The 26,613-nt window shown below is 46.6% G+C and carries 26 protein-coding genes; 6 read left to right on the top strand and 20 right to left on the bottom strand.

Annotated features, from left to right (window positions below):
• Positions 1–66: 66 nt before the first annotated feature.
• The 7 genes from HGO26_RS18195 to HGO26_RS18165 all read right to left on the bottom strand — a co-directional run bounded on the left by HGO26_RS18195 (position 67) and on the right by HGO26_RS18165 (position 6,311).
• Positions 67–603: a phage tail protein gene (locus tag HGO26_RS18195; RefSeq protein ID WP_113941567.1), complete on the bottom strand. Its 537-nt coding sequence runs from the start codon at positions 601–603 to the stop codon at positions 67–69.
• A gap of 11 nt (positions 604–614) precedes the next feature.
• Positions 615–1,145 carry a phage tail protein gene (locus HGO26_RS18190; RefSeq protein WP_168826978.1) on the bottom strand — a complete coding sequence of 177 codons (531 nt, stop codon included), beginning with the start codon at positions 1,143–1,145 and terminating at the stop codon, positions 615–617.
• Positions 1,146–1,157: 12 nt separating this feature from the next.
• On the bottom strand, positions 1,158–1,679 hold the full coding sequence (locus HGO26_RS18185; protein ID WP_168826977.1) for a phage tail protein: 522 nt from the start codon (positions 1,677–1,679) through the stop codon (positions 1,158–1,160).
• 84 nt (positions 1,680–1,763) lie between these two features.
• A complete protein-coding gene (locus tag HGO26_RS18180) occupies positions 1,764–2,285 on the bottom strand; it encodes a GNAT family N-acetyltransferase (protein WP_168826976.1) in 522 nt (173 codons plus the stop codon).
• A gap of 276 nt (positions 2,286–2,561) precedes the next feature.
• A complete protein-coding gene (locus tag HGO26_RS18175) occupies positions 2,562–3,701 on the bottom strand; it encodes a sulfotransferase family protein (RefSeq protein WP_168826975.1) in 1,140 nt (379 codons plus the stop codon).
• Positions 3,701–5,746: a phytanoyl-CoA dioxygenase family protein gene (locus tag HGO26_RS18170; RefSeq protein WP_168826973.1), complete on the bottom strand. Its 2,046-nt coding sequence runs from the start codon at positions 5,744–5,746 to the stop codon at positions 3,701–3,703. The genes HGO26_RS18175 and HGO26_RS18170 overlap by 1 nt, the downstream gene beginning before the upstream one ends.
• Positions 5,724–6,311 (bottom strand): aspartyl/asparaginyl beta-hydroxylase domain-containing protein, encoded by a 588-nt coding sequence (locus tag HGO26_RS18165; RefSeq protein WP_168826971.1) that lies wholly within the window; start codon positions 6,309–6,311, stop codon positions 5,724–5,726. The genes HGO26_RS18170 and HGO26_RS18165 overlap by 23 nt, the downstream gene beginning before the upstream one ends.
• Before the next feature lie 160 nt (positions 6,312–6,471).
• Here HGO26_RS18165 and yrfG point away from each other — a divergent pair, with 160 nt between their 5' ends.
• Positions 6,472–7,134: a GMP/IMP nucleotidase gene (gene yrfG, locus HGO26_RS18160; RefSeq protein ID WP_168826969.1), complete on the top strand. Its 663-nt coding sequence runs from the start codon at positions 6,472–6,474 to the stop codon at positions 7,132–7,134.
• Between the two features lie 143 nt (positions 7,135–7,277).
• Here the strand turns inward: yrfG and HGO26_RS18155 are convergent, their stop codons facing one another.
• The 12 genes from HGO26_RS18155 to gspC all read right to left on the bottom strand — a co-directional run bounded on the left by HGO26_RS18155 (position 7,278) and on the right by gspC (position 19,042).
• The gene (locus tag HGO26_RS18155) at positions 7,278–8,039 is read right to left on the bottom strand and encodes a type II secretion system protein N (protein WP_168826967.1); all 762 of its coding nucleotides are present in this window, start codon (positions 8,037–8,039) and stop codon (positions 7,278–7,280) included.
• 14 nt (positions 8,040–8,053) lie between these two features.
• The gene (locus HGO26_RS18150) at positions 8,054–8,530 is read right to left on the bottom strand and encodes a type II secretion system protein M (protein ID WP_105251002.1); all 477 of its coding nucleotides are present in this window, start codon (positions 8,528–8,530) and stop codon (positions 8,054–8,056) included.
• Between the two features lies 1 nt (position 8,531).
• A complete protein-coding gene (gspL, locus tag HGO26_RS18145) occupies positions 8,532–9,719 on the bottom strand; it encodes a type II secretion system protein GspL (RefSeq protein ID WP_168826965.1) in 1,188 nt (395 codons plus the stop codon).
• Positions 9,720–9,994: 275 nt separating this feature from the next.
• Positions 9,995–10,993 carry a type II secretion system minor pseudopilin GspK gene (gene gspK / locus HGO26_RS18140; protein ID WP_105251000.1) on the bottom strand — a complete coding sequence of 333 codons (999 nt, stop codon included), beginning with the start codon at positions 10,991–10,993 and terminating at the stop codon, positions 9,995–9,997.
• Complete coding sequence (gene gspJ, locus HGO26_RS18135; protein WP_131525235.1) at positions 10,990–11,766, bottom strand: type II secretion system minor pseudopilin GspJ; 777 nt, start codon at positions 11,764–11,766, stop codon at positions 10,990–10,992. The genes gspK and gspJ overlap by 4 nt, the downstream gene beginning before the upstream one ends.
• On the bottom strand, positions 11,747–12,115 hold the full coding sequence (gene gspI / locus HGO26_RS18130) for a type II secretion system minor pseudopilin GspI (protein WP_105250998.1): 369 nt from the start codon (positions 12,113–12,115) through the stop codon (positions 11,747–11,749). The genes gspJ and gspI overlap by 20 nt, the downstream gene beginning before the upstream one ends.
• Positions 12,102–12,677 carry a type II secretion system minor pseudopilin GspH gene (gspH, locus tag HGO26_RS18125; RefSeq protein WP_168827004.1) on the bottom strand — a complete coding sequence of 192 codons (576 nt, stop codon included), beginning with the start codon at positions 12,675–12,677 and terminating at the stop codon, positions 12,102–12,104. Before gspH ends, gspI begins: the two co-directional genes overlap by 14 nt.
• Position 12,678: 1 nt before the next feature.
• Positions 12,679–13,113 (bottom strand): type II secretion system major pseudopilin GspG, encoded by a 435-nt coding sequence (gene gspG, locus HGO26_RS18120; RefSeq protein ID WP_105250996.1) that lies wholly within the window; start codon positions 13,111–13,113, stop codon positions 12,679–12,681.
• 63 nt (positions 13,114–13,176) lie between these two features.
• Positions 13,177–14,400, bottom strand: a complete 1,224-nt coding sequence (gene gspF / locus HGO26_RS18115) for a type II secretion system inner membrane protein GspF (RefSeq protein WP_105250995.1) — start codon at positions 14,398–14,400, stop codon at positions 13,177–13,179.
• Between the two features lie 3 nt (positions 14,401–14,403).
• On the bottom strand, positions 14,404–15,969 hold the full coding sequence (gspE, locus tag HGO26_RS18110; protein ID WP_168826963.1) for a type II secretion system ATPase GspE: 1,566 nt from the start codon (positions 15,967–15,969) through the stop codon (positions 14,404–14,406).
• On the bottom strand, positions 15,962–18,088 hold the full coding sequence (gene gspD / locus HGO26_RS18105) for a type II secretion system secretin GspD (RefSeq protein ID WP_168826961.1): 2,127 nt from the start codon (positions 18,086–18,088) through the stop codon (positions 15,962–15,964). The genes gspE and gspD overlap by 8 nt, the downstream gene beginning before the upstream one ends.
• A gap of 24 nt (positions 18,089–18,112) precedes the next feature.
• A complete protein-coding gene (gspC, locus tag HGO26_RS18100) occupies positions 18,113–19,042 on the bottom strand; it encodes a type II secretion system protein GspC (RefSeq protein ID WP_131525237.1) in 930 nt (309 codons plus the stop codon).
• Between the two features lie 253 nt (positions 19,043–19,295).
• On the opposite strand from gspC, the gene hslR reads away from it, so the two are divergent.
• The 4 genes from hslR (at position 19,296) to HGO26_RS18080 (ending at position 24,123) form a co-directional block, all read left to right on the top strand.
• Positions 19,296–19,694 (top strand): ribosome-associated heat shock protein Hsp15, encoded by a 399-nt coding sequence (gene hslR / locus HGO26_RS18095; protein ID WP_011848177.1) that lies wholly within the window; start codon positions 19,296–19,298, stop codon positions 19,692–19,694.
• Between the two features lie 14 nt (positions 19,695–19,708).
• Positions 19,709–20,569, top strand: coding sequence for an Hsp33 family molecular chaperone HslO (gene hslO, locus HGO26_RS18090; protein ID WP_168826959.1), 861 nt, complete (start codon positions 19,709–19,711; stop codon positions 20,567–20,569).
• 198 nt (positions 20,570–20,767) lie between these two features.
• Positions 20,768–22,309 (top strand): phosphoenolpyruvate carboxykinase, encoded by a 1,542-nt coding sequence (locus tag HGO26_RS18085; protein ID WP_168826957.1) that lies wholly within the window; start codon positions 20,768–20,770, stop codon positions 22,307–22,309.
• A 254-nt stretch (positions 22,310–22,563) separates the two neighbouring features.
• Positions 22,564–24,123 (top strand): AbgT family transporter, encoded by a 1,560-nt coding sequence (locus HGO26_RS18080; RefSeq protein ID WP_168826955.1) that lies wholly within the window; start codon positions 22,564–22,566, stop codon positions 24,121–24,123.
• A gap of 196 nt (positions 24,124–24,319) precedes the next feature.
• Here HGO26_RS18080 and HGO26_RS18075 read toward each other — a convergent pair whose 3' ends face one another.
• Entirely contained in the window at positions 24,320–24,676 is a 357-nt protein-coding gene (locus HGO26_RS18075; RefSeq protein WP_168826953.1) for a DUF7716 domain-containing protein, read from the bottom strand.
• 499 nt (positions 24,677–25,175) lie between these two features.
• Here HGO26_RS18075 and HGO26_RS18070 point away from each other — a divergent pair, with 499 nt between their 5' ends.
• The gene (locus HGO26_RS18070; RefSeq protein WP_131525701.1) at positions 25,176–26,426 is read left to right on the top strand and encodes a dicarboxylate/amino acid:cation symporter; all 1,251 of its coding nucleotides are present in this window, start codon (positions 25,176–25,178) and stop codon (positions 26,424–26,426) included.
• The last annotated feature ends 187 nt before the right edge of the window (positions 26,427–26,613 follow it).

Here is a 26,613-nt window from a genome sequence, read left to right as displayed (position 1 = left end):
TGTGACTTACTAATTAAAAATATTTATTAAAAACTTCCCGACAAACATGCCGGGATCATTCATCAATTAATTGCGTGCCGGAAATACACCATAAAGGGCAATACAATAATTCAATGCGATAAATGGCTGACGGTTTTCATGGGGTAGACCACCACCATTTAGACCTAAAGTCTGTGGTGCCATAGTGGTATTTAACGTACCTGGTGCTGCCTGCATATAGTTGACTATGCCACCACCACGTCCATCCTTCGCAAGATAGGTATTCGCTGCCGGAGAAGGCAAAGTCCCCTGATTATTCAAACCGGTCAGCGTGTGGTTGTGTGCTGGCATTTCAGTGGAGATCAGCGTCACCCCATTTTCACCAAACTGTTCGCCCCAATCCCAGGTTCTCAGCCCAGGGCCCTGACCTACACCAACTACGGTCTGCCCCTGCAAATTAGGCAATTGGAACGTGGTTGTACCATTGCCACCATAAGTAATTCCGATAATTGAAAACAACGCGGTATTACTTGCGATTGACAATATTTGGCCATTACACAGCGCCCAATTGTGGGGAGCGAAGCTGAATGGCAACAAACGGATTTCACCTATAAATGGATCCATAATTTCGCTCCTTAATTACGCGATGGGAAAATGCCTTCAATACATATGATGTAATTTATCGCTGTAGTAGGCATGATGTTATTATGTGGTTGTGTTCCCCCTGAGGCTTGCACACTGAGTGCATTCATAACTTGGGGATCGGCACCGCTAGATGGCAAAGGAGCATAAATATTATCGGTATTACTGTGGGCAAAGACATTACCCATAGGGCTAGGTGATGTGGAGGGACTTGCAGTACTCGCCGACAAACTATGGCTGTGTGAAGGTATTTGCGGCGTTAATAAGGTAACGGATTCAACACCAAACTGCTGACCGATAACACGGGGAGTCAGACCAGGGCCATTACCCTGCCCAACCGGAAGGCGACCGCGCAAATCCGGCAATTGAAATGTTGTTACCCCATCACCACCATAAGTGGTTCCGATAATTGCGAAAAGAGTGCTTTGCTCACTAATACTTAATAGCTGACCAGCGCACAACATCCAACCTCTAGGTGCAAAACTACCCGCAAAAAGACGGATATCACCGATATAAGGATCCATAGTGATTCTCCTCTAGTTACGTGAAGGGTAAATGCCTTGAGTGGCAATGCAATAATTCATTACCAGTGAAGGCTGACAATTTTCATGGGCTTGATTGCCGCCGGTACTGGATACCGTTGCAGGGTCCAACGCTTGTAAACTTGCAGCGGACCCATACAAATTGACCTCACCTGCTGCATTTTTGGCGGCAGCAATATTATTGCCTGCAAACAACGTGGTATCGCCGGCAGTAGAACTGGCCATCACAAGGTGATTGTGTACTGGCAGGTTGTTAGGTACTAGGGTTACATTTTCAACACCCGCCTTACTGCCCTGAGGCAAACCTGCACTAACATTAGGGTGAACTGGTACGCGACCACGTAAATCCGGCAACGCAAAAGTATTGATACCGTCGCCACCGTAGGTCGTACCCAAGAGTGAAAAAAGCGCTTGGTTGGTGTTGATGGGCAATAATTGCCCTGCACACAAAGTCCAATACTTAGGTGCCCAGTTGTATGGGAGAAGCTTAATTTCTCCGAGAAAAAAATCAGACATCCATGACTCCTTAATAAAAATAAACCTATCTATACATCATCTTTTTGATTACACACGCTTTCCTCTTCCCTCAAACAACACTACCTATGGTGATGGCCACGATAGCCACTCTTGGGTAGGTGATATTTCAAAAGGTAAGAAACCCAAGCGAAGATATAACTGTTTCGCACGCATATTTTGTCGATCAACACTCAGACTCACACTCGCCTCTTTTGCTTGGGCATAGGCTTTTACCGAGTCCAAAATGACTGAACCATAACCATAGCCACGAAATTGCGGTGCGATGACAAAATCGACGATATGGACACCGTTAACAGAGGGATTGACGATATGGACACCGTTAACAGAGGGATTAAGTATGATTTTGCCAATAGAAATTGATTGATATTCAATGATTAGAGTCACCGCTTGAGGGTATTGGGCAGCGTAACTCGCTTGCTGTAAGCGGTATTGTTGTTGCACTAACAGCTCTCGTTGCTGTGGGGGAAGCGGTAATAGAGACAGTTCCGTCCTTGCAGAACAAAATAGTGAAAATACAAAAGCATCGTCATTTTTATACGCATAACGCAATGAATAGGCTTTAGGTAATACTATGTCTTCTACCATCAAATACATTCCCTGTAATAAGTAACTCTAACAGCGCTTTATAGTTCTTTAATTCGTCGTGGCAGCTCAGGGTTAACGGGCAAAACTCAACAAATCGAATGACAGGTTTAAAGAGAGACTCAGGGAAATACGTTCGCAGAATAAAAAAGGCTAACGACTTTGAAGTACATGATTGCATTTTCCATCCCTAGAATAAAAACGTTAACTTGCTGATATTTTTTAATATAGATAGTTGGCTAAAGCTAGTTCACATCACACAAAAATACAAGATTTATGTTAACCTTTAGTTTCAAAAAGGTGAAGATTAGACCAGTTACAATAACGGTGGATCTGTTCTTTTTGCTTAGCCGAAAAAAAACTTTGTTTAGATTGTGAATCTGCTACAAAGGGCTGCGTGGCTGTTTTAGAGTGTATTAACTGACATTGTTCGACTTGGCTGCACTCTTCTTTAGAGAGAGCCAACGAAAACCAGTTTGCGATTTTATTCGCTATCGCGGGTAACAACTCCTGATAATCCACGACCATCACTTGGTTACACTGACTCATCTCTAACCCATAACCCAATAACAAGCGCAATACCTTACATTGATAATCCAGTATCGACTCCCCCTCCTCTGGTACTGATAATTCAAGGAATAAAGGTCGAGACGGTTGTCGCACCATATGATATCCAGCAGACTTTTGCTGTGAGGCTAAGATCTCGACGGGGTCCCTAAGTAGCAATAACACGGGAACTTGAGGATAAAGTGATAGGATCAATGGCCAAAACTGCAAATCCCACGCATTCCATTTAATCAACAAATGCTGTTCAGGATGAAACAACTGACCTTGGGTATTAATGCAAAATATTAAAGCTGCACGTCTTTCAGTATCTGATAGGCTCCTGTCCAATAGCACTTGAGTCAGTAAAGGCGATTCAGATAACGCCCTGCATTTAGATAACCCCGCAAAACTGCGCGACACTAAGGTAGATCCACAGCGAGAGAGGTGAAATATAAATCCGGCAGGCTGCACTTGTTCTACTAGCCCAGAAAGATTTGGCGCAGGTAACAGAGCAGTTTGGGGTTTGATCAAGGCGGACAATAACTGACCCCGCACGGCAGAAATATGCTCCGAGTAGAAAGGATGAATCGGTTTTTCTGCGGCGGACATCCACTCTAATACTCTGCGTTTAGGGTCATAGTCTGCTGGCGCCCAAAACTGGCAGAAGAGTGAATAATCCGGCTCTATCCTTTGTCGATTACCAGTATGCAAGATGGCCAGTAACGTATCATCGCCACAGTCTGGTAAGTGCCAAAAAAGCCGCAAATATTGGCAAAAGTTGGTGAGAGTCATAACCTTGCCAAGCTCCCTCAGGGCGGCTGGATTATGAACTAACAACCAATAGCGTTGCTGTTGTTCTTTAAAATCAACCATTAGGAAGCCATAGGGTAAAAGTTAATGTATTGCACCATACGCGGTAACGTCCCACGATTAGGACTGGCGCCGTGGGGCAAGGCATGGTGCCAAATGATTAAATCGCCCGCTTTAGCCGCTATAGGTTTTACTTGCCAGCGATGCCAATCCTGTTGCTGAAGCTCAATATCAGGCTTGTTCTGTTCGAGAAGCCACTCCTCTATCTTGAGATGAAATCCGGGGACACAACAGAATGCGCCTTGTTCCGCACTGGTATCGGTTAAATAAATTAACCCTTGAGTCGCAAACTTAACGGGTAGCTGTAGTGGCATATCCCAGTGCATATCCGGACCGGGGAAATGCCAAGTTGGCGTTTCAGGTGGATTAAAGCTGACTCTATCGGTTGTCATGACTAAATCCGTTTGCTGCCACAATTGTTCAAATACTTGGCGGATTAGTGGAGCCTGGCGATTCGCGTCCAGTTGCGGATGGCGAAACAGTTGCAGCATGATTTTCTGCATAAACTCATGAGGTTGATACCAAGTGGTGGGATCTTGTTCATTGGCTCCTAACTGCTGCCAAATAAAATCTCGAGTTGCGGCGCATTGCTCTGCCGTGAGTACTTGCGGGATCACTAAGTAGCCTTCACTTTGCCAAAAATTGAGTTGTGACTCGCTGAGGACTGCCGCCGGATTTGAGTCTTCAACCTCTGCAGAATTGAAGTCTTCGACTTCTGGTACTGTGACCGATGGCGTTAATCCATGGAAAATAGTGCCTAATTGCTGATTAATCCCAGCAATATCCGCGGCTGTCAGCTTGGCGATTTGCTGAATGTAAGCAACAAAAGCTGACTGATGATCATTTTGATATAAAGCTCTTAGACCCGGCTCTAGCCCTATTCCACAAAGATCCAGCAAGGTTTTATCTAAGTGCCATTCATTAGCCAGTTCAGTGAATGGCACTCCCCGTTTGCGTAGCTGTATCTTTTGCCAAAGCCGCTGCAAATGATAAATGCCTAAGCAGCTCAGATCGTCACTCGACACCAGCACAAGTTTTTGCTCTATAACATCAAACACAAAATCGGGATGAGTACCCTGCTCATATCGAAAAGCAAGGCATGAGAGTGGCTTAAGCCAATGTTCACGTCGATATCGAGGTAACGTGAGTTGAGATTGGTATTCGCTCAGCGTGGAATTACCATAAACTTGAATGGAAGTCGTGAACTTAAGCGTTACCGCACTCGGGCTGAAATCGGGCAATAGTAATGTACCAGCCAAGAAACTGCGGTCTCCACTGGCAAGCAAGCGTGCTGTTTGTAGGTTGAGCGCGAATAACGGCCCTAAATAATGCGTCTCCACAAAATCCTGCACAGTACGACACTCAAGCCAAGCGTCTAACTCAATATTTTGCGGGATGAGCACACCATCATCTGCAAGATACGCCTGTAAATGGGTAAAAATTTGCACTTGCGGCTCCTGTTGCAAAAAGTGCTTCATGGTTTCGGAAAGAATCACATCAAACTTTACGACTGTATTTGGCTGCCAAAGCGTGACGTCCGCACAGGCACTCTCCACCACACGATCAGCCAAATCAAAGTGTTCAATAAGCTTAGTGACTTTATCTAACGAGGCTTGATGAATGTCGAGCAAGGTTACTTGAATTTGACTCGCAGAAAATAACGGCAGCAGAGGTAATAATAACCAAGCAAAAGGTCCAGTCCCCGCATATAAGATGTTCACAATCTGCCCGGGATGAGCCTTTAGACGATCTTGTATTGCTTGATAAATCCCTTGTATAAAGACTCGACCCCGCTCGGGATCTTCGGCACACTGCGCCGCGGTAGTGAGTGACACAGCCTTACCAAAAGGCGTATGGCTCGCCTCAGTATCCAAAAAAGACTCGGGGTGTAACTCCACTGCCGCTATTTGGCACAACTGCTTCAGCATGGGATCAATGAGCCGTTTAGACTCCCCTGCTGAGGTTGACAGCAGTAGCGCATTAGCAAACTGAGTTAATACAGCTATATCCAAACTATGCCCTAATTCAAGCTCTGATCTTTGCAGCATCGATTAACTCCCTTAACCAAGTATTGACCTCGCAATCAATCACTAAATTGATCCGCGCATCCTGCCCTTTATTTTCAACCCAATGGACTTGGTCGGCATTGATATACCAAAGCTCTCCGGCCTGCATGGGTACACGTTTATCGTCCACGTAAAAGTTGAGTTGCTCATTTGTTTGCAGTGGCAAATGCAGTCTTGCCTCGCCTTGTTCTAGGCAGAGTCCTTGATCTCTATGGGGTCTGATTTCTGCCCCCGCATGTAAGCGCATCAAACGCACGGATTTCACTGGGCAGGCTAGGGATTGCAGAAAATCGCATAATGCAGGGCTCGATTCGAGTTGAGGCAAATCTTGCCAGTGCTGACCGGTAGAAATTGAGAAGGCTTGCAAGATAGGATGAGCACCGCGATACTCTGCAGCACAGCGTAAGACGAGAACATCCCAACCCCCCATATAATCACGCTGATTTACATGGGGTAACCAGTCTTGTTGCAGCAAAGCATTCAACTCTTGCTGTAAACTAAGGGAGTTTGAAACTTGAGCTAATAGGGCAAAAGAACAGATATCCATATCCAACCGCTTAATTTTCAGACTAAAAATAATTAATCATCCAAGACTAGCACAAAGATTTGAGCATACAAGTGACTCGAATCATCGTCATCACTGAGTATTACGCAGTGCAACAATCAATGCTAAGCGTGATTCAGTTTTGCAAAAATAGGAAATACCCATGTTTAACTGGAAGACTATCGATACGGTTCTGCTCGATATGGATGGCACCCTATTGGATTTGCACTTCGACAATCATTTTTGGCTGAATTTAGTACCGCAGGAATTGAGTCGACAACAAGGTTTGAGCCACAACGAAGCGCAGCAATTAGTTGTGAACGCCTATGAGAAAGTCGTAGGCACGCTCGATTGGTACTGTCTTGATTATTGGCAGGAGCAACTGCAGCTCGACATTATGGGCTTGCACCGCACTTTAGTGGATCGTATTCAACTGCGCCAAGACAGCATGCCATTTTTAGCGGCCTTGGCCTCTGCAGGTAAACGGCGCATCTTAGTGACCAATGCGCATCCCAAGAGTCTTGCCCTAAAGCTTGAACATACCGAGCTGGCCGCAGGGCTCGATGACATGATTTCTAGCCACGAGACAGGTTACCCTAAGGAACACCCACAATTTTGGCTGACCTTGTTTAAGCAATTCAACCTTGAACCAAGTCGCTGTCTCTTTATCGACGATAGCGAACCCATACTCAAGGCCGCAAAACTTGCCGGTGTGGGTCATCAATTGGGGATTGCTAACCCAGACAGTAAAAAACCAATCAAAGTCTTTCAAGATTTCCCCGCGATTACCGACTATCACTCACTACTGACTGATCTAACGCGATAAAAAGGCTATAAAAAAGGCACCTAAGGTGCCTTCGTTTCTATTCATCGCATTGTTTTATGATCGGACATTTAATCGCAACTCTCGCATTACGGCCTTCACATCTGAGCACTCACATTAAGTTTAAATGCTCATCTAAAACAGCGCTATAACCCAGGGATCCGCCCCTGATATACCACAGGGAAATAACCATCCGCACCACGCTTACCTAAAATATTCAGCGACTCACGCATATCTTCCGGTTGCTCTGCCGTTTCTTTAATCTTAGCCTCAACCTTCACCATATTGCCTTCATCTAACTGTAAGGTACCAACAATACCAAGCTGGTTCTTGGTTTCATCTGTGGCCAATTGCACTTTGCCTTCGACACAACTCAGTCCGAGTTCAATATTACCTAGAGGATAGTTACCAAACTGATTCTTAACATTGGTTTGATTCAAAAACAGCTTACCAGACAACTGTTCACACCAAGGCTTACCTTGCTCTAGCGTCTCAACCAACAAACTGACTTCACCGGTAATTTCGGTTCTAAAGGGCAGTTTTGCATTGCCGAGTAAAAAACTATCCGGCGCTTCGAAACGTAGCCCCTGCGCACTTAAGCCTCCCATAGACCAAGAAATTAATCCCTTAGCACTGACAGGTGTTGCGCGGCTGCCCACTTGAAAATCAACTTTCACTTTACCTAAAAATAGCGCCCAAGGACTCAGATCCCAACGCACTTGCTCTACCTGACGCTGCGGCATACTTAAGGTTTCTATGCTGCCAGACCAAATACTGCCACTCACACCCGAAACACTGATATTCGCGGGCAATGGGGCTAACGCTATCGCAATCTTAGCGGGGAATAGAACGACTAAAAATATTAAATAAATCAGTACGCCTATGATGACTTTTTTTATCAAACTCACAGCTACACCTTAATTTATTGCGCTAATTGGATACGTCTCACTTTGACATAGCCAGGTACATCGGCCTCAGCCAAATCAACACTTTCGAGTGAAAGTCCTTTCTTCTGTACTAACTCACTCAAATAACCTAACAAGGCATCAAAAGGAACATCGTCCATCCACACTTGGATCTTATCGCCTTGGGGCTGCATGCGAGTAATCACTAACCCATAATTGCCCGCAGTTTGGTTAACCACTGAGCTTAAACTGCCCGACGTAGTTGGCTTAGCACCGTTCTGCTTAAGACTCGCTATTTTATTCGCCGTTTGTTTTACATAGTTCAACGTCTGTTGCTGTGCATTGAGGTTACGTAATGCATCGGCTTCAGCATTGGCAATCGGCGTCCAAACACCCCAATAAAAAATACCTATAACTAAGAATACCGAGCAAAAGCCCACTAATTGCTGCTCGCGCGATGCGAGCCCTTGCCACCAAGTCCGCAAATTATCCATCTTATTTGCTCCTCAAAGTTAAGGTACTGGTGACTTGCTCTTCACCGCTATTCATAGTGCCGCCATCGAGTTGAAAACGACGACCGACAATCTCTTTAAACTTCTCGATCTGCGCGTAATTTTTCGCACTCACTTGCATACGGATCTCGTTACGCGCGCTTTCGAATCTTAGGCTATTAGGTTTAAGTTCAGGCACTTGCTTAAAGGCATCCTGTAAACCATCGAGCATGGCAAAAAACTCGGCACCACTGCCCTGTCCCTGCAATGCACGTAACTGACTTTCCATCTGCGAACGTAGATTAACAATGCGCGAATTTCCCGGGATCACTTGCTGATAAATGGATTCACTCTGGGCTTTAAGATCGGCAACCTGACCATTGACTTGATGTATAGTCAGCCCTTTATTCACTAAGGCCAGCACACAAGCGATGGCAATAACGATGGCCGCACTTTTCCACATCATCAACTGTTTGCTATATTCACGCTTCGGCGTGTAAACGCCGCTCAGTAAATTCACTGGCGCATGCAAAATACCGCGGGCTAACACTAACATAGGTAGCTCGAGTGACTGCGGCTTAAGCTCGACACCCTCGAGTTGCATCTCGGTATAACTGGCGACAGAGACTTCGCCCTGTGCAGGCTTAAGTTGTTCTAACGCAATTGGCAACCAAGGCAGAGGTAAGCTCTGGCCCGAAGCTAATCCGGTACGCAGCAATAGCTCATTGCCAAAATTCATTGCCGCCCATTGGCACTCTTGCAATGGCAAGGCTAAACAATCAGGCACAATGCGCTTCACTTTTAAACCCGCTTCGGTCAAACAACTCAGCCAAGTCTGCATTTGCTCATGGGCCACTGCGACCACACTTAAGGCATCACCGTCACGTGGACCAACAGTAAAATGCATAGCATCGACATCATCGGCTAAGGCTTCTTCGAGCATAAAAGGCAAGGCTTTCAAGGCTTGGCGTTGACCTTTTTCGGGCAAATGCACACTAGTGAGCGTCATTGCCGCGGCGGGCACTAACACATCGACGGGACGATTGCCCGCACGCTCAGTTAAGGTCGACAAACCTTGAGCATTGGCGAGCTCGCCAGAGGCGATAATTTCCTGTTCTTGCTCCGACCAAACGAGCCAAGAGCACGCTTGCTCTGCTGTTCTGCCTAAGCGAATAAATAGCCGTTCACTCACAGTTTTTCTCCACCAGTCCCAGTCAAGAAAGCGTGACTGAGCTCGTTGCTATTATTTTTGTCCACCAGATTCTGCCGGGTGAGCACTTCCATTATTTTCGGCCACCAACATCAAACCCTGACGGGTGAGCACTGCCATTATTTTTGCCCACCAACATCAAACCCTGCCGGGTGAGCACTGCCATTATTTTTGTCCACCAACATCAAACCCTGCCGGGTGAGCACTGCCATTATTTTTAGCCACCAACTTCAAACACTGACGGGTGAGCACTGCCATTATTTTTGGCCACCAAACTGACGGGTGAGCACTTCCATTTTATTGCCGCCGCTCTTTTTGAGCACACTTTCCATTCTAAATACGGCGTTATCAACCTTCGCCCCCGAGGCCAATAAAAAATATTGGCTATCGATGACAAAGCTCGACTTCATGGCACCTTCCCACTTGATCGATCCCATGGATGAGCTTTCATAAAAGTCATCTATCTTGGCAAAGCCATCGCCTGGGCGTTGGTTGATGATACTTTCTGCTTCGCCTACCGAAATCTGATTTTCGAGCATGCCAGCTAACAGTGCCGCTTGCTCGACTTCCAAGGTATTCACATTCAGTAATTGCCTGTCATTGCCTGGGATAACGCATACATAGGGCAAGAGTTTCAAATAGATATCTTGGGTGTATCCCATCACTGCCCGTAATTCACTGCGATGATTCATCAGCGTATTGGCCGCACGGTAAGGCACATTTCGCGCTTCGTATTCCGCATCTTCGGCACCATAAGGGCTAGCAGTGGTGTCTTCGTCGATATAATCTTTTAAGGTCTGGGTCAGACGGTCCGCACTAAAGTCGTCCATCCCTAAACTCACCAACAAGGCCTTATATTGCTTAGCCGCCAGCGGCAGCTTAGGTTGACTGTTTTCCACCTCTTTCGTGGTCACAGACAAGGCATTTAAGTTAAAACAGGCACGCATATCAGTGATCTTGCCAGCAATTTCACCGTATTCCGCCGGAAACACTACATCGGCCATGGCCCAATATTGTTGCCTGTGGACCCGACCTTCCGAGTCGTCTAAATCTTGTTTTAAAATTTTCTTCGCCAGTTCTTCGGCAGAAATCGCGTACCAATAGGCTTGATCGTACTGGGCCAAGTTCAACGTTCGACGCATGGATAACTGATTACGGCCTGTGATGTTTGTCGCGATGATCACCACCATGGCAACTATCAAGAGCACAACTATCAGTGCGACACCGCGCTGTTTAGACCGAGATTGGGTTCTCATTCGCGGCCCTCATCTTCAGGGTCACCATCACCTGGATCACCAGAACCGTCACCTGGATCGTTCCCCGAGCCATCATCGACTCCATCTTTGTCTTTATCTTTGTTCGTATCGTCCGGATTTTCGTCTTTATTATCGTCATCCTTAGACTTTTCTGGTGCAACAGCACCCAGCGGCAACAAGAACTTACGTTGGATCTTGCCTAAACCTTCAATCTCAATCTCCATGGCGATCGCTTTAGGCAACTTAGTCGCCTCGACTTTGCGCTCCCACTTGTCTTCCATGAAGAAGGAATATTCCACCGACAGCACTTTGTCGATAATCACTGTCTTAATCGGCTCGGCGCCAAATTCAGGCTCAGGATAAGGAAAATACCAACGTTCCAGCCGCCCTTCATGCACCACATACGCCACAGACTGCAAGCTGCCTCGCGGTAATAAACCGTCGGGATTTAACCAGCCTAAGCGGTAAAACACTAAGGCTTCTGATTCCGAATCTAAGATATCATTGCCCGTTTGGAAGACGGTCGAACCTCGACCACCTTCGAGTAATCTTGGCGTGCGCGCCACCATTTGCGCGAGATCACGCTCAATCGCACCAAAGCCTTGTTGTAGAGCTTTAAGCCGAGTTGAAAAAGCGCGCGTCACTTCATCGTTAGTCAGCACTGTGCTGAGTACCGCATTAGAAGCCAAACCTATCATGGCGAAAATCGCGATGGCGATCAGCATTTCCAACAGGGTGAATCCCCGCTGCGCACTAGTTAGTTTTAAGGACATAACTGCTCACTTGTGCGGCAATACGCTGATATCGTTCGTCTTCACTCACACTAATGCGGATCATACGAAAATTATCGTCCGTCGTTTTCACCACTTCTTTACGCCAATACCAATCCTTTCCTGCGAGCTCAACTTGACCTTCTTTTTTACCGATTTCAGGAAACTGTGGATCAAGTCTGGCATCGACCATCTGATTATCAGCCACCCACTGTGCCAAAGTGCGCGATTCCAGAATCGGCATGTTTGCCATCTGCTCGCCCAAACTTTTAGTGATAGACACGGCCGCAATCGAAAATACGGCAAGGGCCACAATCACTTCGAGTAGGGTCATGCCCTTAACGCGTTTCATCGGGGCGCCCTATGGTTAATCTGCCCAGCGCATCACCGACCACTAACGTTTCGGCCTGCTGGCCTTTGTTAGTTTTAGCGATAAACGTCAGCTCAAAAGCGCTCATTTCACCGCTCGGGAATAGCATGACCTGTGGCTCAGGGTGTTTCTTCTTATCATCGGCAGAGGGTTCAATCAGCGGTTCTTCAAACCAAGAATCGTCTTTCTCATCCTCTTGTACCAAAGGTAAACCATCGAGCACTAAGTTCAGCTCAACCCCTTGCTCCATTTGCTTTTCAGATAAGAGTCTGTCTTTATCCAAAGGCTCCCACTTACCTTCTTTATAAAAAACAAACTGATAACTAGTTTTCTCAATCACAATACCAATAAACTGGCCACTTAAAACAGTTTCATCAAGCACCATTTCAGTGGCCGCAATAAACTGCCGCGCCGTTCTATCTAAGGCCTGTTGCGGCCCAGAATTGCCGATAGACATAGTCACGGCCGCAGCCGTGAGCCCCATCAACAAAATCACTAGCATCACCTCCATTAAGGTGAAACCAGCGTGACGCAGCTTTAGCATCTTATTGGAAATTCTGTAAATTCCAGTTACCGATGTCATCTTCGGTACCTGGTTGACCATCGGGGCCTGCACTGAAAATATCTAACTTGCCGTTTTCGCCAGGGCTTAACAACAGGTAGTTATTGCGCCATGGATCTTCTGGCAAACGTTTTACATAACCATCTTCACGGTAGTTACGTGGCTCAGGCGAAATCGTAGGCTTTTGCACTAATGCTTCTAAGCCTTGTTCGGTCGATGGATAAACACCGTTATCTAACTTATACATATCTAAGGCATTTTCGAGTGCAACAATGTCAGACACGGCTTTTTGTTGGTCAGCCTTGTCTTTGTTACCCATCAAGTTAGGCACAACCATAGAGGCTAAAATCCCTAAAATCACGATAACAACCATCACTTCGAGTAAGGTAAAACCTTGATGTTTCTTGTTCATTTGCATCGACTACTTCTCCTAAAAAAATCCTATGCCAATCGACTTGGTCATAATCCATAAATTCAAAAATTAACCGCTAATCAAGTTATTCAAGGCTAAAATTGGCTGCAAAATTGCCATCACGATAAAGAGCACAACACACGCCATACTGACCACCAGCATAGGCTCGAATACACCCAATGCTATGTTGACGTTACCTTCGAATTCCCTGTCTTGGTTATCGGCGGCCCGCTCTAACATCTGCTCAAGTTGACCACTCTTCTCGCCCGACGCAATCATGTATAACATCATAGCCGGAAACAACTTAGTATTAGTCAACGCTGCACCTAAGCTAGTTCCTTCCCGCACGCGTGCGGTCGCATCGTCAACTGCGGCCCGCACTCGCATATTCTGCAACACTTCACTGGCGATACGCATACCATCGAGCAAAGGCACTGAACTGGCGGATAAGATACTTAACGTCCGCGCAAAACGCGCCGTATTTAATCCCTTACTCACACGGCCAACAACTGGCATGCTCAATAAAAAATTATCGTACTTCATCCGAAACGCAGGTGACTTTAACATGCGCCGAAAGAGTGCGAACAGCAGCACTAAGGCGATGACCACAAACACACCATAGTTTTGAACAAAGTCAGAGGCAGAAATCAAGAAGCGGGTCGAAGCGGGTAACTCGGCGCCCATGTGCTCAAACTGTCCGACCACTTTAGGTACAACCGCAGCTAGCAGGATTGAAATCACCCCTATCGCCACTGTGGTCAAAACCGCGGGATAAATCATGGCTTGGGTCAGCTTAGATTTAAGCTGTTGGCGTCGCTCTGTGTAATCTGCTAACCGATTAAGCACCACTTCTAAGTGACCGGACTTTTCACCCGAGGCCACCATGGCACGGTATAAATCATCGAAAATATGCGGAAATTCAGCCAAGGAATCGGCCAGACTATAACCTTCCACCACCCGAGAACGTACCGCCATGATCATGCTCGCGAGACGATCTTTCTCGCACTGCTGACCAACGGCTTTAAGGGATTCTTCAATCGGTAAACCCGCGGCCACTAAGGTCGCAATTTGGCGGGTGATCAAAGCTAATTCAGCAACTGAAATGCCACGTTTGAAAAACGAAAAACTGCTGCTCTTAGCTTTGGCTTCTTTTTCAGTAACAGGCAGTATTTCCAAGGGCATCATGCGCTGATCGCGCAGTTGGCTGCGGGCGTGTCTGGCGGTATCCGCCTCAATCACACCCTTAAGCTGCTTTCCCTTGGCATCCAGTGCCTTATATTCAAATGCTGGCATAAATTACTCCTCGCGAGTCACACGTAGCACTTCTTCGAGAGTGGTGATGCCCGCGAGCACTTTGCTCATGCCATCGTGACGAATGCTCGGTACAAACTGACGAATATACTTTTCGATGGCTAACTCACCGCGGCCGCCATGGATCAATTCACGCACATTATCGTCAACCAGTAAAAGCTCATGAATACCGGTTCGACCACGGTAGCCATTGTTACCACAGGATTTACAGCCATTGGCACGGAAAATACGTCTGTCGTCATCGGCAGCTATGCCCAGTAACTCACGCTCACGCGCATCGGGCACATGCTCGATTTTACATTTAGGACAAAGGGTTCGGATCAAACGTTGAGCCAACACGCCGAGTAAACTTGAAGACACGAGGAAAGGCTCTACGCCCATGTCTTGTAAACGTGTAATAGCGCCAGACGCTGTGTTGGTATGCAGGGTTGAAATTACCATGTGACCAGTAAGTGACGCTTGCACCGCAATTTGCGCGGTTTCGAGGTCACGGATCTCACCTATCATCACCACATCGGGATCTTGACGCAAAATTGCGCGCAGACCACGGGCGAAGGTCATGTCGGCCTTAGTGTTTACTTGGGTCTGACCAATACCGTCTAACTCATATTCGATAGGGTCTTCTACTGTGAGTATGTTGGTGTCTTTGGAGTTGATCTCCGTCAAACCCGCATACAAAGTGGTACTTTTACCCGAGCCCGTTGGGCCAGTCACCAAAATGATCCCGTGAGGGCGACGAATAAGATCTTCAAACTTAACGCGAATACTATCTGTCATCCCCAATTGTTCTAAATCGAGGTTGCCAGTATTTTTATCCAGCAGACGCAGTACAACACGTTCACCGTGGCTCGATGGCATGGTCGATACCCGCACATCTACCGCACGACCTGCGATACGCAGCGAAATACGGCCATCCTGCGGCACACGTTTTTCGGCGATATCGAGGCGAGCCATAACCTTAATCCGCGACACTAACAGCGACGACAGTTTACGGTTTGGCTTGAGGACTTCCTTGAGCACACCATCGATACGGAACCGCACCACAAGCTGTTTCTCGTAGGTTTCGATATGGATATCCGACGCTTCTTCTTTAATCGCTTCAGATAACAAGGCATTAATCAATTTGATGATAGGCGCATCATCATCACCTTCAAGTAAGTCTTCGGTCTGCGGCAGCTCTTCGGCAAGGGTGAATAAATCCATCTCGTTGCCTATGTCTTCCATCAACTGCTGCGCTTCAGACGAGTTCGCCTGATATGCTTGAGTGAGTTTGGCCTCAAACTTTGCCACTTCGAGCTTAACCAAAGGCAAATCAATACCCGAATAACGCCGCGCTTCGAGCATAGCCGTTAAGGGTGTTTTACTCGTATAGAACAAGCTTAACTCGCCCGTTTCACCCAGCGCGAGCACCACATCGTGGCGGTGTGCGAAGGCAAAAGGTAAACGCTCTTTACTGCTCGAACGAAATACCTCATCACCTTCAGCTTCAAGGCCTAGCTCATTAGAGACTTGGCTGAGGTCATCGACTTGGGATAGTTGAATTTCACTCATTGGTTTTATCTTTGTTTTTGTTTTCATCGAGCGTTTTGAGCGTTGGATCCGTTTTACGCATCTGAGTATCTAAGCCTTTACCTTCTTTATAACGCTCTAAAATCTCGTTAACTTCAGGTGGTAAATACTCAGACTGATTCCATTCATCTAGTACAGGCACTTTAGTATCAGGCATTAAGTTAACGCCACGCTCTTGCTGTTCAAGCTGTAATGCTCTGAAATAATTATATTTACGTCCAGCAATCCCTTCCATCGTGATGCCATCACGTATGATTGTTGGCTTGATGAAGATCATGAGGTTTTTCTTCGTTTTTTTGCTCGAAGAAGATTTAAACAAATGTCCTAGAATAGGGATATCACCCAAGAACGGTACTTTTTGTATACTTTCTTGTACTTCTTCGTTGATCAAACCACCGAGTACCACAATTTGACCAGAATCCGCCATAACGGTAGTGGTTAAGCGACGAGTCGCGAAGGAAATATCCACGCCTGTATTACCGTTAACCCCAGAAACTTCCTGTTCAATCGTCAGCTTAACTGAGCTGCCTTCGTTGATCTGCGGCACCACTTTCAGTTTAACCCCAACCTCTTTACGCTCAACGGTTTGGAATGGGTTGCTGTTGCTCGAACTGGCGGTAGAACCTGTCAGAATAGGCACTTCGTCACCCACAATAAACGAGGCTTCTTGGTTATCTAAGGTCGTAATAGAAGGCGTTGCCAGTACGTTTGAGTTAGTGTCACTCGACACTGCTTGAATTAAGGCACCAAAGTCGCCCATGGCCACGCCCCAAGCCATACCGTTCACTTTACCTAAGGCTTGGGCGAGTAGCGTCACATCTCCGCGCTTATCTGGGTTGGTGGTCACTACGGGCTGCCCTGTATTCGGATCAATCGTCGTCACTGAAGAGCCTTTTTCCCCTTGTGCCTGCCATACACCCGCGCCAATCTCACCTATGGTTGGGCCTAAGTTATTAAACTGAGTGCCGCCGCCCGCTTTAGCCGCCCATTGCACCCCGAAGCCAACGTTATCGCCCTCAGCCACTTCCACGATAATCGCTTCAACTAACACTTGAGCACGGCGGATGTCGAGTTGATTAATCACGCTCTCGATAGTACGCATCTGATCGGGTTCAGCACTGATCACTAAGGCGTTGGTTTCAGTATGCGCCATGATATTAATTTCATTACGGCGTTTACCACCACCCGCAGCCTGAGCGCTCGGATCTTTCTCGCCTTCCAACTTTTGGGCAAAACCGGTCAGCACTTCAACTAAATCTTCTGCTTTGGCATAACGTAGATAACGGACTTTTGTGTTACCTGTGCTGGCTTGTTCGGCATCGAGACGATGGATAAGCTCGACCACACGTTGGCGGCTCTTCTCATCACCGCTCACGACTACGGCATTGATACGTTCGTCAGCAACCACTTTTGGCGCTTGGCCTGGCAATTGAGATTGGTTAGCGGTAGCACGATAAAGGGTATCTATGATTCGTACCATTTCACCCGCAGAAGCAAATTCTAACGGCACCACTTGCACCGAGGTATCGCCTTGCTTATCCACTCGACGGATAATTTCGACTAACTTGTTCACTACAGCAGCACGGCCAGACAACATCAAGACATTGGAGGGATCGTAGTTCACTACGTTGCCGCCACCCGCATTATCATTAAGTTGGCGCAATAACGGCGCTAATTGCTTAGCCTCAGTATTATACAAGGCCACGATACGCGTCACCATTTCATCACCAAGGCCGGGGTCGTTATCGTTAGCGACTCGAATTGCAGCGGTTTTGGCATCTTTGTCTTTAATGACTTTAATAACGTTATTTTCCATCTCAACGATGGCATAACCGTAAACTTGTAAGACGTTGAGGAAAAACTGGTAATACTGTTCATCGTTCAACAGATCATAACTGCGAACGTTGATTTTGCCGCGAATTGTCGGGTCAACTATGATGGTCTTATTCAGGTTTTTACCAACGATATTGATAAACTCTTGAATATCCGTGCCTTTAAAGTTGGCCGCATACTGTTCAGACCAAGCGAATTGGGAGGAGAACATGGCTGCACCCGCAACAACCCCAGCAATCAGCTTGCGTCGAATCCTTTTGTTATTCATTCTTTTTCTTTCCTCTAACGCGTGTTATTGCGGCAAACTAAACATGATTTCAACCAATTGTCCTTCCCGCTCAACCATAATAGAAACTTCGGTTAACTCGGGTAATTGGCTCATCATTTCTAACGCTTGACTCATTACGGTCAAGTCGTATCCATTAATCGATTTGGCTAAATCGTTAGCTTTAAAACCCGCCTGCTTAAACAAATTGGCGTCTTTCCCTGGATTCAAGCGATATCCCGCCACAGCGTCACCCTGTCTGACAGGTGAAATGGCAATATAATCGGTGATCTTACTGGGGTCGGCTAACAATTCGGTGCGGGATTCGGCGAGTTCTTGGGAGATTTCGGCATTTTTACGTTGATCGACACGGCTCACTGCCGAGCCAGTCTTATTAGTCTTAGCTTGTTGTAACTGCTGATTGGCTGGGCTTTGGCTAGTATAAACTAAGCCATCGAGCATTAATGTCTCGTAACGGCCAGCGTTAGTGATGATAATACGGTCGGCATAGACTTCTTTCAGTGATGCCGAAGTGCCCTTAATTTTATCGCCTAAGCTGTAGGTCTCTTGGCTGCCGTTTGACTCAATGATCGCTAAGCCTTTCTGATCTGCTGTCGATGCAACAACGCCAGTGAGCTGAATAGAGAGCGTGGTCTTAGGCGCGTCGGTCACAGTCTCAACAACCTCAGTTTTTGGCTTTTCAGATTTAGCATCTGCCTTACCAAAGAGACCAAGCTGCTGTAAACCCGCAAGATCAACCTGCCCAGCACCTTTACCCGTCAGGTTAACGGGCGTTGGCGACCAAGCGCTGGGTGATGAGCTAGTAGGCACTAATTTCCATGTAATTTGCGCGGCTAACAACATGATCACAATAAAACCCAACCAGAAGACTATCCGGCTTAAGGGCTTATGGGGCATGCCAATGGCTTTTGCGATAACTTTATCTAATAAATCCATATTTTATGTGGACCCTCGATACAGGTCTCTGTTCTGATTATAATAATTAGGCGATTACCGTCTCATGCTAACCTAGGCAGCATTTGGCAACAAGCCCATAACAGCATTCAAATTGGCGAAAATAGGCCAATTATGCTAACTTTGCCCGCCATAAAAGGGTGTGAAGCACGCCACCCTTTAACATAATAGAAATGCTCTTCACGCATTTTCTTGCTCGGCATGTGAACTCATCGATCTTTTAGCTGGAGACACTATGACTCAAGGTCAAAGCGATAAAACAGACATTCGACTCGATAAGTGGCTTTGGGCTGCACGTTTTTATAAAACCCGCGCCATCGCCAAAGAAATGATTAACGGCGGCAAAGTACATTACAACGGCCAGCGTGCCAAATCTAGTAGGAATGCCGAGATAGGCGCCGTCCTTAAGATACGCCAAGGATATGACGATAAAGAGATCGTCATAAAAAAATTATCGCAATTACGCCAAAGTGGTGCGATTGCACAAGAATTGTACGAAGAAACCGCGACAAGTCTGGCTAAACGGGCCATTAATGCTGAGCAACGACGCCTCCACATGCTCAATAACCCGATACCCGATCAGAAACCAGATAAAAAGCAACGACGCCAGCTCATGCGCTTTAAAGACCTTTAACAGTGAGATACACGATGAACCAAGATACTTTACACCGCTACTTGTTCGATAATGCCGATGTGCGCGGTGAACTGGTGCAGTTACAAGACAGCTATCAACAAGTGATCAGCGCCCAAGAATACCCAGCCGTACTGCAAGTGCTACTGGGTGAATTAATGGCAGCCACCTCACTATTAACCGCTACATTGAAATTTAGCGGTGATATCAGCGTACAGTTACAAGGCAACGGCCCTGTATCTTTAGCGGTGATCAACGGTAACAATTTACAAGAGTTACGCGGTGTGGCTCGCTGGAATGCTGAACTCGCCGATGATGCGAGCCTCACAGAACTCTTCGGCCAAGGCTATATGGTCATCACCTTAACACCCGAGGAAGGTGAACGCTACCAAGGTGTCGTTGCACTAGACAAGCCAACGCTTGCTGCCTGTGTTGAAGAATACTTCAATCAATCTGAGCAGTTACCTACGGGAATTTGGTTATTTGCCGACGGCAAACAAGCGGCGGGCATGTTCCTACAAATTCTGCCAAGCCAGCAAGATCACAACGCCGACTTCGAACACTTGAGCCAACTGACGTCGACCATCAAGGCCGAAGAGCTATTTACTCTTGATGCAGAAAGCGTGTTACATCGCCTCTATCATCAGGAAGAAGTACGCTTATTTGATCCTATCGATGTGAGCTTTAAATGCACTTGTTCCCATGAACGCAGTGCTGGCGCGATCAAAACCTTAGATCAAGCAGAAATCGAAGCCATACTGGCCGAAGATGGCAAGATAGAAATGGGTTGCGAATATTGCCACGCTAAATACACCTTTGATGCCATAGACGTAGCAACCTTATTTGCTAACGGTCAGACATCAACAACCCAGCAGTAAAACGACTCCCCCTAAAAAATGGGCGCCCTATTTGGCGCCCATTTTTTATTCATACCTATAATCCCCTCACACATTGCACTCGGCTTAGGCTACAATCGCCCTCACTTTGTCACCTAGCACGACTCAGGCGATAAATAAAATTAAATCGGCAGACGATCGATATTAAAATAACCTTACAAATCAAATGGAGACCTTACTATGGCGGATGGATTAAACCGCGTTCACTTTAACCCCTCAACAGCACAACTTGTCGAATTTGCCCTGCTACGCGGCGAAGGTGAATTGACAGCCAATGGCGCATTAGTTGCTAAAACAGGCGCTCGCAGCGGTCGCTCACCTGGCGATCGTTTCATTGTAAGAGAACCCAGTTCAGAAGCTGATATCGAATGGGGAACAGTCAATCAAGCTTTCGATCCAGGTGCTTTTGAAGGTTTATGGGCACGGGTTGAAGCTTACCTAGCCGATAAAGAACTGTTTGTATCTGATCTCGAAGTCGGTGCCGACACTGAACATTACCAACCAGTACGAGTCACCACACAATACGCTTGGCACCAACTGTTCGCCCGCAATCTATTTATCATTCCTGAAGAATTTAATCGTAAAGACAAACCAGTGTGGCAGATCATCAATGCCCCTGACTTTGTTTGCGTACCAGAACGTGATGGCACTAACTCAGATGCGACCGTGATTTTAAACTTCGCCGAACGTAAAGTGCTGCTCGCTGGCCTTAAATACGCCGGCGAAATGAAAAAGTCTATGTTCTCAGTGCAAAACTTCCTACTGCCAGCCCAAGGCGTGCTCCCAATGCACTGCTCAGCCAACGTGGGTAAAGATGGCGACACTACGCTATTTTTCGGTTTATCTGGCACAGGTAAAACCACACTCTCTGCTGATCCAAAACGCTTCCTGATTGGTGACGATGAACACGGCTGGGCACCCGGCGGTGTATTCAACATCGAAGGCGGTTGCTACGCCAAATGTATCGACTTAAGCCAGAAGAATGAGCCCGTGATTTGGGATGCGATTCGTTTCGGCACTGTACTTGAAAACGTCGTTATGGACGAACACCGCGTACCTAACTACAAAGACAGCAGCCTAACGGAAAATACTCGCGCAGCCTATCCGCTGGAGCACATCGCCCAACGTAAAGAAGACAACTGCGGCGCTGAGCCACATGCGGTTGTATTCTTAACCTGCGACGTATCTGGCGTATTACCACCGGTTTCTATCCTGACCAAAGAACAAGCGGCATACCACTTTTTATCTGGCTATACCGCCAAAGTGGGCTCGACTGAAATCGGCTCAACCTCGGCGATTCAATCCACCTTCTCAACGTGCTTCGGCGCACCTTTCTTCCCTCGCCCTGCTGGCGTGTACGCAGAACTGTTGATGAAGCGCATTGAGTCATTCGGTAGCCAAGTGTACTTAGTCAACACAGGCTGGACTGGCGGTCCACACGGTGTAGGTAAACGTTTTGACATCCCAACCACCCGCGCCATCGTCGATGCGATTGTCAGCGGTGAATTGAAAGATGTGGAAACTGTCCACTTAGACACCTTGAACCTCGCCGTTCCTGTGGCAGTCACAGGCGTAGACAGCAATTTACTCAACCCAATCAACACTTGGGGCGATAAAGCGCTATATGCCGAATACGCCCAGAAGTTGGCCGAAGCTTTCACTAAAAACTTCGCTAAGTATCAAGTGTCAGACGCTATCCGTAACGCAGGTCCAAAGGCATAAGCGCGTAGCGGATCTATTCGGATAATATAATCAAACACATTGTTGAGTAAAAAAGCGCGGGTTCAGTCATGAACCCGCGCTTTTTATTTGCGGCTAAATTGATTTAGTGATGATTAAATCCACCCACACTAAAGCCACTACGATAGATTTTTATGTATTTTATTTCTTATCGATTAGTTAAACCAAGCTTAAATTAATGCTGCGTTTTTATAATCACCGATAACAATCATCATTTTTTAGGAAGCGGCACCCAAATGGAAAATCATAAACCTGTCACTGGATTCCAGCGATTTCTCAATGGCGTCGAAGTCGTCGGCAATAAACTGCCTGATCCGGCGGTATTATTTGCGATGTTTCTGGGCTTAGTCTGGTTGATCTCTTGGGGATTATCAGGTGTCAGTTTTGATGAAATCGACCCTCGTACTGGCAACCCGATTCAAGTCGTCAATATGCTTGATGGTGGTGCGTTAACCGCTTTTACCTCGGCGATAGTCACGACCTTTGTCACTTTCCCGCCGCTAGGTGTGGTGCTTGTGGCCATGCTGGGCCTAGGCGTTGCTGAACATACTGGCTTTATTAATGCAGGGCTGCGCTCCATTTTATCTATTACCCCCAAGATGTTACTCACTCCGGTATTGATAGCCGTGGGTATTCTAAGCCATGTCGCGGTTGATGCGGGTTATGTACTCGTTATCCCACTCGGCGCGGTGATCTTCTATGCCGCGGGTCGTCATCCCTTAGCCGGTATTGCCGCCGCTTTCGCTGGCGTATCCGGCGGTTTTTCTGCAACCGTTGGCGTGCCATCGAGTCTTGATCCTATGTTAGCGGGCTTAACTCAGGCAGCGGCAAGATTATCGGCCGATCCCGCGGCCGCCACATTAACGATTAACCCACTGAATAACATCTTTTTTACTTCGGCTTCTGCCATTTTAATTATCTTAGTTGGCTGGTTCTTAACGGATAAAGTTATCGAGCCGCGCCTAAAAAACACTGCGGTGAATGGCGATCCCAGCACGCTCCCAACCCTAGATGAACTGCAACCCCATGAGCGCCGCGGACTCAAATTCGCCATGGCCGCCATGTTGTTGTGTGCATTAGGATTAGTATTAACCGCCTATGGTGAACATTCTGCTTGGCGTGCTACTGACGGCGCCTTAACCAGTGCTTCAGCCCCCTTAATGCGCTCCATTGTGGCGATTATTTTTGTGTTCTTCCTCGTGCCCGGCATAGTGTATGGCTATGCCGCTGGCACAGCAAACAACCACAGAGCCATTATTCAAGGCATGAGCAAATCCATGAGCGGCATGGGTTATTACATCGTGATGGCCTTCTTCTGCGCCCAGTTTATTTATGCTTTTGGTCAATCTAATTTAGGCGCGTTAATGGCCATTAAAGGCGCGTTGGCGTTAAAGGAATTAGCCCTTCCTATGGGTGTGACTTTGGTGGGAATTGTGTTTCTCACGGCGTTCGTCAATCTATTAGTGGGTTCCGCTTCAGCCAAATGGGCATTGATTGGTGCCATTATGGTGCCCATGTTAATGGAGCTGGGTGTATCACCGGATTTGACTCAAGCCGCTTACCGAGTGGGCGACTCATCCACTAATATCATCACCCCACTGATGCCTTACTTTCCGTTAATTGTGGTGTTTTGCCAAAAATACGTTAAGGAATCAGGCATCGGCACCTTAGTGGCACTGATGTTACCGTTTTCAATCAGTTTTCTTTTACTTTGGAGCGGTTTCTTACTGGCATATTGGGCCTTAGGCTTGCCTCTAGGGATTGGCAGCTCGCTCTCCTTCCCCGCAATGCCTTAGGGCGTTCAAGAGGTATTTAGAGTGCTTGCGAAATTGAATTCATAATAAACAGGCGCTCAATACCTCAATAACCACTAAATGATGCACAACTTATTACCTCGCCTTAAACGCAAATGCCGACGTTAACCGTCGGTATTTTACCGCTAACAACACGTAATTTTATTTTATATAGAAACAACAAAATAAAAATAAACACTTAAATATCTATAAACGCATCTCGCTCATAGTAAAAGATAATAGCTTCAAGCAGTTCCTGTTCACTTGGCTGGGCTTTTTGCTGCATCAGGTTATCGATCACATCCTCGATTTGATCCATGTTTAGCAGATAACCATAGTCACTCCGGCCTAAGCTATCCTCAAAGGCATCGATTTCGTCATCCGATAGGTCTCTCATATCATTCACTATCGGGAATAATGGAGTGATCAGTTGCAGGGATTCACCTTCATCAAGATCTTGATAAACCAGCCAATAACTTAATCCAGGTTGTTCGACGCACTTTCTTATCCAGCACTGTAACGATTCGGGCGGGCCAAAAAATGAGGTGATGTTCATAATGTCCTCGAAATGGAGTTGTCATAGGGAAAACTGAGTGAGTCACAGAGTTGAATGGTCATGGAGGTTTTTTAGCTATTAACCACTCTCATGATTCATACAAGTAAAAGATGGGTAACTAACGACTCAAGCCGCCCCAAGAATACGAGAGGATATCTGCGCCCATCAAAGTAAAAATCACAATTCATCAATTCGGCAGTTAAAATTCCATAATTAAATAAGCTTTATTCATTTTTAAGCGCATAAATTTAAGCATTCCTCATTTAACGTTAACATGATTTAGGCTTTGGTTATTTTGAAACCAAGGTTAGTGATGTTTCACAATCCCCTGCTATGCAATTGTGGTACTTTACTCGGTCAAAAATGTCGGGCATTTGCCTTTAACATAGAGTGAACCTTTAGCCTAGAGTAAGGCTTAATCACTAAAGCTTGAGTCGTCTAGGTTCAAATCGTCTGTGCATGACACAAAATGCTGCGGCAACTGGGGAGTTTCGCAAGAATGAAGAGCAAGAGTTTATTAGGTAACATTGGTGTGCAAGTGGTTATTGCCATGATTATCGGCGCACTGGTGGGTTTTATGATGGGCGAGAGTGCAAGTGTGTTTGCACCACTCGGAACCATTTTCATCCATTTAATCAAAATGCTAGTGATACCACTGGTATTGGTTTCTATCATCAGCGGCGCGGCGAGCTTAGGTGATAGCCCATCGGCGGGTAAAATTGGTATTGGCACTTTCGGCTTTTTTATTGTCACGTCGGGCTTTGCCGTTGTGCTTGCACTCTTGATGGGTAATCTGTTCCAACCGGGTGCAGGCGTTGATTTTACCGCCCACAGCAGCACAGACTTGATGGAAGTAACCAAGGAACATGGCGCATTGCCCGGGGTAATGGATACCTTTATCGGCATGATCCCAACCAATGTGTTCGAGTCACTGAACGGCGGTAACATATTACAAATTTTAGTCTTTAGTATCTTCTTCGGCATCGCACTGACTAAAGTTAAAGGCGATGGTGCTAAACCTATTTTGGCCGCACTCAACACAGTCGTTGATGCCTTTGTGTGGATGATCAACTGCGTGATGATCATTGCCCCTATCGGTGTATTTGGTTTGATGGCCGATTCTGTCGGCACCTTCGGTTTCGATGCACTAGAAGTCGTGTTTAAGTTATTCGCCGTATTTGTGGCTGCGATTCTGATCTACGGCTTTATCTTCTTCCCATTAGTAGTGCAACTCTTCTCAAGAGTGTCGGCGCGCCAGTTTATTTCGGCAATGAAGAAGCCGCAGGTGATGGCCTTATCGACCGCCTCTTCAATGGCGACTCTGCCAGTGAATATGGAAACCTGCGAGGAAGATCTTAAAGTCTCTAAGGCAACAACGGCTTTTGTACTGCCGTTAGGCGCCACCATTAATATGAGCGGCAACGCGATTTATTATGGTTTAGTGGCCATGTTCTTCGCCCAAATGTATAACGTTGATCTATCGATGACAGCCTATGCGGCCATCATTTTCACCTCAACCTTAGGCGCAATTGGTCAAGCAGGTGTGCCGGGCCCATCCTTCTTAGTAGTGGCAGTGCTGTTAGCTGCGGGAATTCCTATCGATGGTTTACCTTTGCTGTTTGCGTTAGACAGGGTTTTTGACATGATCCGTACCGCACTCAATATCACTGGCGATGCGGCTTGTGCCTTGATTATGGATAAATATACAGAAGTTGACGTTAAAGCGGATAGTGAGCGCAGCTTAAGCTAACTCAAACACTTTGAATATAGGCTTGAATAGGCAACGCTTATTCAAGCCTTTTTTATATCTGCAGCACGGTATAATGGCCTGCCTCTACACGCATCAGTTAAGCCTATTTAATCTGAGTGTTAATGTGATCTCTCCCGCGCCATCCACTAAGCTCAATTTGCTAGATTTCGCAATTTACATTTCTTTA

Source organism: Shewanella oncorhynchi, assembly GCF_012584455.1.
GTDB lineage: Bacteria > Pseudomonadota > Gammaproteobacteria > Enterobacterales > Shewanellaceae > Shewanella > Shewanella oncorhynchi.
Note: the sequence above shows the minus strand (reverse complement) of the source record. Positions and strands in the feature narration are given on the sequence as shown.